Source organism: Micromonospora sp., assembly GCF_048594385.1.
GTDB lineage: Bacteria > Actinomycetota > Actinomycetes > Mycobacteriales > Micromonosporaceae > Micromonospora > Micromonospora wenchangensis.
Genome location: NZ_JBMDWU010000376.1, coordinates 1 through 12020, shown reverse-complemented (window position 1 = coordinate 12020; position 12020 = coordinate 1). Strand labels below are relative to the sequence as shown.

General features: G+C 73.3%; 10 protein-coding genes. 9 read left to right on the top strand and 1 reads right to left on the bottom strand.

Features of this window, described 5'->3' with window-relative positions; genetic code table 11:
• Positions 1 to 174: 174 nt before the first annotated feature.
• Positions 175 to 1719: an NAD(P)-binding domain-containing protein gene (locus ACOJTC_RS20215; protein ID WP_420118050.1), complete on the bottom strand. Its 1545-nt coding sequence runs from the start codon at positions 1717 to 1719 to the stop codon at positions 175 to 177.
• A 63-nt stretch (positions 1720 to 1782) separates the two neighbouring features.
• Here ACOJTC_RS20215 and ACOJTC_RS20210 point away from each other — a divergent pair, with 63 nt between their 5' ends.
• The 9 genes from ACOJTC_RS20210 to ACOJTC_RS20170 form a co-directional block, all read left to right on the top strand.
• Complete coding sequence (locus ACOJTC_RS20210) at positions 1783 to 3294, top strand: aromatic amino acid ammonia-lyase (protein ID WP_420118049.1); 1512 nt, start codon at positions 1783 to 1785, stop codon at positions 3292 to 3294.
• Entirely contained in the window at positions 3291 to 4853 is a 1563-nt protein-coding gene (locus tag ACOJTC_RS20205) for an NAD(P)-binding domain-containing protein (protein WP_420118048.1), read from the top strand. The genes ACOJTC_RS20210 and ACOJTC_RS20205 overlap by 4 nt, the downstream gene beginning before the upstream one ends.
• Position 4854: 1 nt before the next feature.
• Positions 4855 to 5916 (top strand): alpha-hydroxy acid oxidase, encoded by a 1062-nt coding sequence (locus ACOJTC_RS20200; RefSeq protein ID WP_420118047.1) that lies wholly within the window; start codon positions 4855 to 4857, stop codon positions 5914 to 5916.
• Complete coding sequence (locus ACOJTC_RS20195; protein ID WP_420118046.1) at positions 5913 to 7253, top strand: cytochrome P450; 1341 nt, start codon at positions 5913 to 5915, stop codon at positions 7251 to 7253. The genes ACOJTC_RS20200 and ACOJTC_RS20195 overlap by 4 nt, the downstream gene beginning before the upstream one ends.
• A complete protein-coding gene (locus ACOJTC_RS20190) occupies positions 7250 to 8515 on the top strand; it encodes a cation:proton antiporter (RefSeq protein WP_377685609.1) in 1266 nt (421 codons plus the stop codon). Before ACOJTC_RS20195 ends, ACOJTC_RS20190 begins: the two co-directional genes overlap by 4 nt.
• 74 nt (positions 8516 to 8589) lie before the next feature.
• Positions 8590 to 9237, top strand: a complete 648-nt coding sequence (locus ACOJTC_RS20185) for a response regulator transcription factor (protein WP_420118045.1) — start codon at positions 8590 to 8592, stop codon at positions 9235 to 9237.
• Complete coding sequence (locus ACOJTC_RS20180; protein ID WP_357929280.1) at positions 9237 to 10517, top strand: sensor histidine kinase; 1281 nt, start codon at positions 9237 to 9239, stop codon at positions 10515 to 10517. The genes ACOJTC_RS20185 and ACOJTC_RS20180 overlap by 1 nt, the downstream gene beginning before the upstream one ends.
• A 130-nt stretch (positions 10518 to 10647) precedes the next feature.
• Positions 10648 to 11055, top strand: coding sequence for a YciI family protein (locus tag ACOJTC_RS20175; protein WP_204923229.1), 408 nt, complete (start codon positions 10648 to 10650; stop codon positions 11053 to 11055).
• Positions 11056 to 11057: 2 nt separating this feature from the next.
• A partial coding sequence (locus ACOJTC_RS20170) for an RNA polymerase sigma factor (protein ID WP_420118044.1) occupies positions 11058 to 12020 on the top strand: 963 nt, incomplete at its 3' end.

The following is a 12020-nucleotide window of genomic DNA, read 5'->3' as shown; positions in this document are numbered from 1 at the left end:
CCCCCGTTGTCCCCCAGCCCCCGCACGGGCTCCGCCCACCGCTCACCCCCGGCGGCGGTCCCGGACCGGCCGCGGTCCGCCGACCCGCGACCGGTCCGGTCGTGCCCGCCGTGCCGGCCGGGCCCCGTGGCGCGAGGGTCGGCGTCCGCCGCGCCACGGCCGTCGTGGTGGTGCTCAGCCGGCATCGGACAGGACGCCCTTGAGGAACAGCGCCAGGGGCTGCTGGTGCACGCCGGGCAGGTCCCAGTTGTTCTCCAGGTTCTCGGCGAGGTGGTGGGTGGCGACGACCTGCCCGCCCCGGTGCACCCGGACGACGGGGTGCAGGTAGCTGGCGTCGTGGGCGCGTTCGGCGTCGTTCTCGGCGATCCGGGGGACGGTGATGTCGAACGGGTCGACCTGGTCGTGGTCCGGGCCGTACTCCAGGGTGGTCACCACCGCGAACGGCTCGGGCCCCAGGCCGCCGTCGAGCAGGTGGGCCACCGGCACCTCCTCGTGGTAGCGCGCGACGCCGTCGGCGATCACGACGACGTCGCCGAGGACGGTGAACTGCTGCCACAGCGCGGAGGTGCGGTTGATCCGGGCGATGATCGCGTCGGTGATCGCCTCCGGGGTCGCGTCCACTGTGGTGGCCGGCCACGGTGTCCCGTGGTACCGGGCGTCGAGCATCCGGTGCAGGGCGCGTACGCCGTACCGGAAACCGTGGATGAAGCCGTTGGTGGAGCGCTTGAAGTCGCGTTGCTGGGTGAGGGTGCCGGCGAAGAACAGGCCGGGCACGTTCACCGACTCGAAGCCGGAGGTCTGCTCGGGGAAGCGGTCGTTGATGACCAGCCGGGGCCGGGCCGACGGGTCGAAGATGTCCGCGTCGAACCGGAAGCCGGTGCACAGGATGATCCGGTCGTAGTCGATCTGCCGCAGCGACTCGCGGGTGCGGGCGTACCGGAAGTCGATGCGGTAGCCGCCGTCGTCGCGGCGGGCGATCCGCTCGACGGTGCCGTCGAGGACCGCGTTCTGCGACTTGAGCTGGTAGGTGTCGAGGAAGTTGTTGTTCACCGCGCGCAGGTGCCCGACGTAGTGCGTCTGCCAGGCCAGCCGGATCGAGTGCGGGCCGGCGACGTGGATGACGGCGGCGGTCTCGACCAGGGCGTCGGCGGTCTCGAAGGCCGAGTTGCCCTTGCCGATGATCAGGACCCGCTGGTTGGTGAAGTCGTCCGGGTCGACGCTGACGGTGTCGTAGCGTTCGGCGAGTTCGACGCCCTCGATCGGCGGGACGTACAGCTTCGAGACGCCGGTGGCCACGACGACCCGGCGGGCGGTCAGGGTGTCGTCGCCGGCCTCGACGGTGAACAGGTCACCGTCGCGGGCGATCCGGGTGACCCGGGTGTCGTAGCGGACCCGCAGCCCCTGCGCGAAGGCCGCGAGATAGCGCACCATGTCGTCGGCGTCGGGGAAGTAGCGCCGGCTGAAGTTGCGGAACAGCAGCGCCGGATCGTCGGTGAGCAGCGAGTTCCAGTCGGAGCGCAGGTTGAACTCCGGATCGTCGGAACCGGTCCAGACCTTGTTGATGGAGATCAACTGGCGGTGCCGCGGGTAGCGGCCGAAGAACGTGCCCGGCGCCGGCCCGGCCTCCAACACCAGATGGTCGCGGCCGTCGCGCTCCAGCAGGGCGGCGAGTTGGAGCCCGGCCGGCCCGGCTCCGATGATCAGGTAGTCGAGCGTCATGCGGCGCACCGTATCGGCCCGATTTCAAAGCGTTCTGAGAATCGCTCTCTAGGGTCCGGTCGCATGACGACAGAGGTTGATCTCGCGGCACCGCTGCGGATCGCCGACCTGAGCGCCGCCCGCGACCCGGTCCGGGTCGTGGTCGGCGCTCAGGTCCGCGACCGGGTCACCCGCACCCGCACCTTCCTGTCCGCGGTGCTCGGCGAGGACCGCGCGGTGTACGGCAGCACCACCGGCTTCGGTGCCCTCGTCGGGTACGCCGGCCGCGCCGACCTGCGCGACCAGGCCGACAACACCCTCGCCCACCTCGGCGCGGGCCACGGCCCGGATCTCGCCCCGGAGATCGTCCGGGCGACCGTGCTGGTCCGGGCCTGGTCGCTGGCCCGGGGCGCGTCAGGGGTATCGCCGCACGTCGTCGACGCGTTGGCCGCGATGCTCGGGACCACCTTCGTGCCCGCCGTGCCGAGGTGGGGTTCGGTGGGCGCGAGCGGGGACCTGATCCCGCTGGGCGCGGCGGCCCAGGCGCTGCGCGGTCGCGGCCACGCCTACCTCGACGGGGTACGCCTGCCGGCCGCGCAGGCGCTGGAGAAGGCCGGCCTGACCCCGCTGCCACTTGACGGACGGGACGCCCTGGCCCTGGTCAACGGCACCTCGCTGACCACCGCGGCGACGGCGCTGGCGTTGTCGGCCGTACGTGCCGCGCACCGGGCGGCGCAGGTGCTCACCTGCCTGCTGGCCGACCTGCTCGGCTGCGACCCGCAGTTCCTCGACGCCCGGCTGCTGCGCGCGTACGGGCACCCGGGCGCGATCGACGTGGGCGCGCGGATGCGGCAGGTCGGCGCGGGGTTGGTCCCGTCGGGCAGGCGCGCGTTGCAGGAGCCGTACAGCATCCGGTGCGCGCCGCAGCTGCTCGGCGCGGCCGAGGACGCGCTGCGCCACGTCGATTCCGTGGTCACCGCCGACCTGGGCAGCGTCAGCGACAACCCGCTGTTCTTCCCCGACGACGACCTCGTGGTGCACGGCGGCAACTTCTTCGGCCAGCCGGCCGCGTTCGCCGCCGACCTGCTGTCGATGGTGGTGGCGCAGGTCGGCAACCTCGCCGAACGGCAACTCGACCTGCTCGTCGACCCGCACCGCAACGGTGGCCTGTCGCCGATGCTGGCCGCCGGCCCGGGGCAGCAGCACGGGTTGCAGGGCGTGCAGCTGGCCTCCACCGCGCTGATCGCCGAGATCCGCCGGGACACCATGCCGGCGAGCATGCAGAGCCTGCCGACCAACCTGCACAACCAGGACGTCATCCCCCTCGGCACCCAGGCCGCCCTGCGGGTCTTCGACCAGGCCGGACTGCTGCGGCTGATCGTCGGCTCGTTGGCGTTGGGGCTGCGTCAGGCCGCGTACGTGGGGGCCCGCACGCCCACCGCGCCGGGCTGCGCCCGGGTGCTGGCGGCGCTGGTCGCGGCGATCCCCCCGGTCGACCCGGACCGGCCGCTCGACGGCGACGTCCGGCGGGCCGCCGACGTGATGGACGCACTGGAACTCCCGTTGACCCCTCTCACCCTGGATGGCCCGTCGTGACCCTCGACTGTCTGATCATCGGAGCCGGCCCCGCCGGCCTGCAACTGGCCGCCCTGCTCGAGGCCGACGGCCGGCGCGACTACCTGGTGCTGGAGGGCGCGGACATCCCGGGCGCGTTCTTCGCCACCTATCCCCGGCACCGGCAACTGATCTCCATCAACAAGCCGCACACCGGCTCCGACGATCCGGAGTTCAACCTGCGGCTGGACTGGAACTCGCTGCTCACCGACGATCCGGCGCTGCGGTTCACCAGGTACACCGAACGGTACTTCCCGGACGCCGACGTGATGGTCCGCTACCTGGCCGACTTCGCCGCGCGGACCGGGGTGAAGGTGCGCTACGGCGCGCGGGTCACCTCGGTGTCCAAGGTGGACGGGATCTTCGAGGTGCACGCGGGGGAGACCTTCCGGGCCCGGCGGGTGGTCGTCGCCACCGGCGTGTCCAGGCCGTACCTGCCGGACATTCCCGGGCTGGAGCTGGCCGAGCAGTACGCGGACATGCCCGTCGACCCGCGCGACTACCTCGACCAGAAGGTGCTGATCATCGGCAAGGGCAACTCCGCGTTCGAGACGGCGGACAGCCTGATGGAGACCACCACCCTGATCCACCTGGCCGGGCCCAGCTCGGTGCGGATGGCCTGGCGCACCCACTACGTCGGGCACCTGCGGGCGGTGAACAACAACTTCCTCGACACCTACCAGCTCAAGTCGGCCAACGCGATCCTGGACGGCACCGTCCGGCGGATCACCCGCGACGCCGACGGCTACACGGTGACGTTCGCGTTCTCCCGCGCCGACGAGGTGACCAAGGAGCTGCGCTACGACCGGGTGCTCGTCTGCACCGGGTTCGCCTTCGACGCGTCGATCTTCGACGAGTCGTGCCGGCCGGAGCTGGCGATCCGGGACCGTTTCCCGGCCCAGACCGCGCAGTGGGAGTCGGTGAACGTGCCCGACCTGTTCTTCGCCGGCACCATCACCCAACAGCGGGACTTCAAGCGCTCGACCAACGGGTTCATCCACGGTTTCCGCTACGCCGTACGGGCCCTGCACCGGATCCTCGAACGCCGGTACGGGGACACACCGTGGCCGACGGAGAAGCTGGACGCCACCGGGGCGTCGATCGCCGACGCGATCATCGCCCGGGTCAACCGCACCTCCGCGCTGTGGCAGCAGTTCGACGTCCTCGCCGACGTGGTGACCGTCGCCGACGCCGACGCGCGCTACCACGAGGAGGTGCCGGTGGACTACTTCACCGAGACCGGCCTGCGCACCGCCGACCACGACTACTCCGACGCGTTCGTGGTCACCCTGGAGTACGGCCCGGAGCACGACCAGGTGGACCCGTTCGACGTGACGGTGAAACGGGTCGCACAGGACGTCGTCGGTGCGGCCCACGACGCGGCGTACCTGCACCCGGTCGTCCGCCACCACCGGGGCGGCCGGGTCGTCGCGACCCACCACCTGGCGGAGAACCTGGAGAACCGGTGGGACCGGCCACAGGTGCACGTGACGCCGCTTGCCGCCTTCGTCGACAGGTGCCTGCGCGGGGCCGGGGACTGACGTGCCGGCCCTCGACGAGGTGGCGCTGAACCTGGCCGACGTGGCCGCCGCCGCCCGCCGCCGCCTCGACCCGGTGCACTGGGACTTCTTCGCGGGCGGGGCCGGCGACGAACGTACCCTGCGGGCCAACGAGGCGGCCTTCGCCCGACGCTTCTTGCTTCCCCGGGTGCTGCGCGCCACCGGCGACCGGGACCTGCGGATCTCGCTGCTCGGCAACGAGGTCTCGATGCCGGTGCTGGTCGCGCCGACCGCGTTCCACCGGCTGGCCCACCCCGACGGCGAGCTGGCCACCGCCCGTGCCGCCGCCGAGTCCGGCACGGTCATGGTGGTGAGCATGGCGGCCACCCGGCCGGTCGAGCAGATCGCGGCGGCCGGCGGGACGCTGTGGTTCCAGCTCTATCCGCACACCGACGTGGAGTTCACCACCACCGTGGTCCGGCGGGCGGTGGCCGCCGGCTGCCGGGCCCTGGTCGTCACGGTCGACTCGCCCGTGTTCGGTCGGCGCGAGCGCGACCTGCGGCACGGATTCGTCGACCTGCCACCCGGCATGGTCTGCGAGAACATGCGTGACGCGAACGGCCGGGTCCGGGACATCGAGATGAACGCCCGGGCGAGCTGGGAGCTGGTCGCCGTGCTGCGTCGGCTCACCACGGTGCCCATCCTGCTCAAGGGGGTGTTGCACCCCGAGGACGCCCGGCTGGCCGTCGAGCACGGGGTGGACGGGGTGGTGGTCTCCAACCACGGCGGCCGGCAACTCGACGGGGTGACGGCCACCCTGGACGCGTTGCCGGCCGTCGTGGCGGCCGTCGGTGGGCGGCTGCCGGTGCTCGTCGACGGCGGGCTGCGGCGCGGGGTCGACGTCCTTGTCGCGTTGGCGCTGGGGGCGACGGCCGTGCTGGTCGGCCGCCCGGTGCTGTGGGGGCTGGCGGCGGGCGGCGCGGCCGGGGTGCGGCACGTGCTCGACCTGCTGCGCGCCGATCTCGACCGGGCGTTGGCGCTGGTGGGCGTCGCGCGGCCGGGCGACCTGGGCGCCGGCCTGGTCACCACGGGAGCCCCGGCGTGAGCGCGCCGGTGCTGTGCGGCGTGCTGCTCGTGGCGGGGGTGGTCGGGTGGACCCTGCCCCGGTGGCTGCCCCCGGCGGTGGTGCGGCTGCGGCAGTGGGTGTTCGCCCGGGTCAACGGCGAGGAGGGCATCCCGGTGCCCGGCCCGCTCGTCGACGTCGAGCACTTCGAGCAGCTGTACGCCGACCCGGCGGCCGACGGGCGCAGCCGGGGCGCCGGCCTGTCCGACCTGTTCTGGTACTGGCTGTCGCCCGGCCCGCACATGCACCAGGAGCACCTGGAGCCGGGGGAGCGGTACCGGGCGGTGGCCGGGGTGACCCGGCAGGTGCTCGCGCTGCGACCGCAGCGCGCCGACGCGCTCGCCACCGCCGCCACCCGGCGGGTGCTCGACGAGCTGCCGGCCGGGCGGGTCCACGTCCGGTTGCGGGATCTGATGATGCCGGTGTGGGCGGAGGTCTTCCACGAGCTGATCTTCGGTGAGGTGTGCCCGCCGCAGGTCCGGGCGCTCTACGTCGCCAACGCCACCGACGTGGTCGCCGCCCTGAAGTGCACCGGCCTGCGGCACCTGGACCGGCGGGACCCGTTGACCCGCTACCTGCGGGGGCGTCTCGAGGCGGGCACCTGCCCGGTGACGTTGCCACCGCCGTTCACCACCGAGGAGACGGCCTGGTACCTGCACGGCGCGTTCGGCACCACGGCGGTGGTGCAGATGTCCGAGGCGATGGCGCACGTGCTGCTGGCCCTGGCCGGCCGGCCGGACCTGCAACGGGGCCTGCACGACGACGACGCGTTGGACCGGGTGGTCGACGAGACGCTGCGGGTGCACCCGCTCTTCGGCGTCGCGCACCGGATCACCTCCGCGCCGATCGGGTTGCCCTCCGGGGTGACCCTGCCCGCCGGGTCGGTGCTGCTCTTCAACTACCTGGCGTTCCAGCGCAGCGGACCGGCCGGCGACGAACGGTTCGACCCGGACCGGTGGCGCACGCTGCGCCGCCGCGACGCCCGGTTCATCCCGTACGGCGTCACCGCGAACCGGGCCTGCCCGGCGCGCGGGGTGGCGCCGGTGATGCTGCGCGCCGCGACCCGCGAGGTGCTGCGCCGGTACGCCCTGGCGTCCTCGGCCGCGCACAGCCGGTCGCTGCCCAGCCGGGGTCCGGCGTACCTGACCCCGGTCGGGGTGGCCGGCCCGGGGCGGCTGCGGCTGGCCGCGATGCGGTGGCGGGACCGCTGGGCCGACGTGGGTCGCAGCGTCCGGCAACTGGTGTTCGGCGCCTGGATGGTCGTCGACGCCCGGCGACAACGGTTGTGCACCACCTACTTCGAGGAGGCGGTACGGTGACCCCCACCCAGTTGGCCCCACGGTTCTTCATCGCGGTCGCGGTGATCCTGATCTTCTGCAAGGCGGTGGCCTGGCTGCTCGGCAAGGTGGGTCAACCCGCCGTGGTCAGCGAGATGCTCGCCGGTGTGCTGTTGGGCCCGTCGCTGCTCGGCCTCGTGCTGCCGGACGTGAAGGACGCCCTGTTCCCGACCGCGCTGCTGCCGGTGCTGTACGTGGTGGGCCAGGTGGGCCTGGTGCTGTTCATGTTCCAGGCCGGGTACGCCTTCAGCGCCCACCGGGTGACCGGCCTGGCCGGCACCGCCGGGCTGGTGTCGCTGGCCGGGGTGACCGCGCCGCTGGTCCTGGGGGTGGGCCTGGTCCTGCTCACCGCGGACGCCGTGCCGATGCGGGCCGAGGGGACGTCGATCGGGGTCTCGGCGGCGTTCGTCGGGGTGGCGTTGGCCATCACGGCCTTCCCGATGCTGGCCCGGATCATCACCGAACGCGGGCATGCCGGCACCCGGCACGGCACGTTGTCGTTGGCCAGCGGCGCGATCGACGACATGGTCGCCTGGATCATGCTGGCCGTGGTGCTGGCGTTCGCCTCCGGCCGGGCCGGGCCGGCGGTCGTCACCGCCGGTGGGGCGGTGCTGTTCGGGCTGGTGCTCTGGTTGGGTGGGCGGCGGGTGACCACCGCGCTGATGACCCGCCCCGGTCTCAACGACTCCGCCCGGGTGCTCGGCACGGTGGCCCTGCTCTTCCTGGTGGCCTGGTACACCGACGAGATCGGGCTGTACGCGGTGTTCGGCGCGTTCGCGGTCGGCGTGGTGATGCCCCACAACGCGAACACCGACCGGGTGGTGGACACCCTCACCCCGGTCGCCGCGACGGTCTTCCTGCCGCTGTTCTTCACCTATTCGGGGCTGCGGACGGAGTTCGGGCTGCTCGGCAGCCCGCCGGTGCTGCTGTTCGCGGCGGCCTGCGTGACGGCGGCGATCGTCGGGAAGTTCGGTGCCTGCTGGGCGGCGGCCCGGCTGCGGGGCGAGTCGCAGGGCGTCGCGCTGCGGGTGGGCGCGTTGATGAACGCCCGGGGTCTGATGCAGCTCATCGCGCTCAACGTCGGCCTGGAGGCGGGCATCGTGAACGCCTCGCTGTTCACCGTGCTGGTGCTGGTGGCCCTGGTCACCACGATGATGACGACCCCGCTGCTGAGTTGGATCGAGCACCGGGAGGCCCGTCGGGGCGACGACGTCCGGTCACGGACACTCGCGGCGGTGAAATGACAAAAAGATAGCTATCACTTTTTAGGCTTCCCCTGTGGGATTGTGGAGGCATGCACGGGGGAGGACCTAACCGGTTGCTGTTGGTCGAGGACGACGAGGAACTGGCCGACCTGCTCACCGAGACACTGAGCGGTGAGGGCTTCCTCGTCGACCGGGCCGCCGACGGTCAGCGGGGCCTGCACCTGGGGCTGACCCGCAGCTACGACGTGCTGGTCGTCGACCGGATGCTGCCGGCGCTGGACGGCCTCGACCTGGTCGCCCGGCTGCGGTCCCGGTCGGTCCCGACCCGGGCGCTGATGCTCACCGCGCTCGGTGGCGTCGGCGACCGGATCGCCGGGCTGGACGCCGGCGCCGACGACTACCTGGGCAAGCCGTTCGACCTGGACGAGTTGAGCGCCCGGGTCCGGGCGTTGTGCCGGCGCGGCGCGGAATCCACCACCGTGCTGCGCATCGGCACCGGGCGGCTCGACCTGACCTCGCACGACGTGGTGCTCGCCGACGGCACCCGGGTGGCGCTGTCCGCCCGGGAGTTCGAGCTGCTGCGGGTGCTGGCGGCCCGGCCGAGCACCGTGCACTCCCGGGGTGAGTTGCGCCGCCGGGTCTTCGACGCGGCCGCCGCGACGTCGCTCGTGGACACCTACGTCTACTACCTGCGCCGCAAACTCGGCCGCTCGGTGATCCGGACCGTGCACGGGCTCGGCTACCGACTCGGAGCGCTGTGATGGAGCTGGTGGAGCAGTCGATGGTGCGCCGGGCCCGGCTGCGGATCGGGCTGCTGGTGGGGCTGGCCATCAGCGCCCTGCTGCTGCTGGCCGGCGGCCTCTCCTACGCGGTCCTGGTCCGCAGCCAGGAGGCGCAGATCCACCGGGAGCTGGCCTGGGGCGTCCAACACGCCACCATCCCCGGCCCGCCCGCGTGCAGCTGGGTGTTCCGGTACAACGGGCTCACCACCGACACCGGCCTCAACCCGCCACCGGCGGGCTTCCCGCTGGCCGGGGCGTTGCGGTCGGTGGCGGCCTCCGGGATCACCGAGGTCACCACGGTCACCCGCAACGGCACCACCTACCACGTCCGTACCGAGTCCCGCAGCGACGGGGTGGTCGTACAGGCGGTGTTCGACGCGCGGTTCCAGCTGTCCGACCGCCGGCACCTGCTGCTGGCGTTCAGCCTCGCCGCCACGGTCGGGTTGTTCGTCGCGGTGCTGACCGGCGCCCTGGTCGGTCGGCGGGCCGTCGCGCCGCTGGCGGAGGCGCTGACCCGGCAACGGCGGTTCATCGCCGACGCCAGCCACGAGCTGCGGACCCCGATCGCCCAGGTGCACATCCGGGCCCAGCTGATGGCGCGGCGGGCGCGGAGCGGGGGCAGCACCACCAGTGCGGAGGATCTCGACCGGCTGATCGGCGGCACCCGCCGGCTGGGCGAGATCGTCGACGACCTGCTGCTCTCCGCCCAGCTCGCCGCGGCTCCCGCCGACCGCCGGCCGTACCCTCCGGTCGACCTGACCGCGCTCGTGGCGGCGGCCGTCGCCGCCGAGACGGAACGGGCCGCCGAGCGGCAGGTCACCCTCGCCGCCGACCTGCCCGACGGGCCGCTGCCGGTGCCGGGGGTCGCGTCGGCGCTGCGCCGGGTGGCCGGTGAGCTGCTGGCGAACGCGCTCGCCCACACCCCGCCCGGCGGCCGGATCGACGTGTCGTTGCGGGCCGGCGGCGACTACGTCGAGTTCGTGGTCGCCGACACCGGGGTCGGGTTCGACCAGGCCGACGCGCGGCGCATCTTCGACCGCTTCCACCGGGGCGGGGGTTCCGGGGAGCACCGGTTCGGGCTGGGGCTGGCCCTGCTCCAGGAGGTCGTGACGAGCCACCGGGGCACGATCGGGGCCGAGGGCCGGCCGAACCAGGGGGCGGCGTTCACCGTCCGCCTGCCCGCCGCCCGGGCGTCCGAGGTGCCGGAGCGGACCTCGGGCATCCGCCGCCTGCGGGTACGCCAGCTCGTCGCCAGGTGAGCCGCACCGGGCCGCGACACCCGGGGCGGAGAAAAAGTTCCGCCGCCGGTGTCGAGAACGGCAGGCCGGCTCCGTCCCCGGGGTGAACGCGGCCAGAATGGGGGTCGCGCCGGCACCGAGGAGAGACCCGATGGCGAAGTACCTGCTGCTCAAGCACTACCGGGGTGCCCCACCCGCGGTCAACGACGTCCCGATGGACCAGTGGACGCCCGAGGAGATCACCGCCCACGTGCAGTACATGAACGACTTCGCGGCCCGACTGGAGGGCACCGGCGAGTTCGTCGACGGTCAGGCCCTCGCCCCCGAGGGGACGTTCGTCAGGTACGACGGGCCGGGCCGTCCGCCGGTGACCGACGGGCCGTTCGCCGAGACCAAGGACCTCGTCGCCGGCTGGATGGTGATCGACGTGGACAGCTACGACCGGGCCGTCGAACTGGCCGGGGAGCTGTCCGCCGCGCCGGGGGCGGGTGGGAAGCCGATCCACGAGTGGCTGGAGCTGCGTCCGTTCCTGACGGCCCCGCCGACCGTCACCGACTGACGGTGGACGGTGACCTGCTGCGCCGGCTCACCCCGGAGGTGATCGGGGTGCTCGTGCGGCGCGGGGCGGACTTCGCGGCGGCCGAGGACGCCGTGCAGGACGCGCTGGTCCGGGCGCTGGACGTCTGGCCGGCCGACCCGCCCCGGGACCCGAAGGGCTGGCTGGTCACCGTGGCCTGGCACCGGTTCCTCGACGCGGGCCGGGCGGACGCCGCCCGTCGTCGACGCGAGGACCTCGTCGTCGAGGAACCGGCGTCCGGCCCGGCGTCGGGGGTGGACGACACCCTCCGGCTCTACTTCCTGTGCGCCCATCCGTCGCTGAGCCCGTCGTCGGCGGTCGCGTTGACCCTGCGCGCCGTCGGCGGGCTGACCACCCGCCAGATCGCCCGGGCCTACCTGGTGCCGGAGGCGACCATGGCGCAGCGGATCAGCCGGGCCAAGCGCACCGTGTCCGGCGTGCGCCTCGACCGTCCCGGTGACGTCGCCACCGTGCTGCGGGTGCTCTACCTGGTCTTCAACGAGGGCTACTCCGGCGACGTCGACCTCGTGGCCGAGGCGGTCCGGCTCACCCGGCAGCTCGCCGCGATGGTCGACCATCCCGAGGTGGCTGGGCTGCTCGCCCTGATGCTGCTGCACCACGCGCGGCGCGCGGCCCGGACCACGCCCGACGGCGGTCTGGTCCCGCTCGCGGCGCAGGACCGCAGCCGGTGGGACACCGATGCGATCGCCGAGGGGGTGCGCATCCTGCAGGCGGCGCTGGCCCGGGACCGGCTGGGCGAGTTCCAGGCCCAGGCGGCCATCGCCGCGTTGCACGCCGACGCCCCTGTCGCCGCCGAGACCGACTGGGTGCAGATCGTCGAGTGGTACGACGAACTCGTGCGGCTGACCGACAGCCCGGTCGTCCGGCTCAACCGGGCGGTGGCCGTCGGGGAGGCCGACGGGGCACGGGCGGGGCTGGCGGCCCTC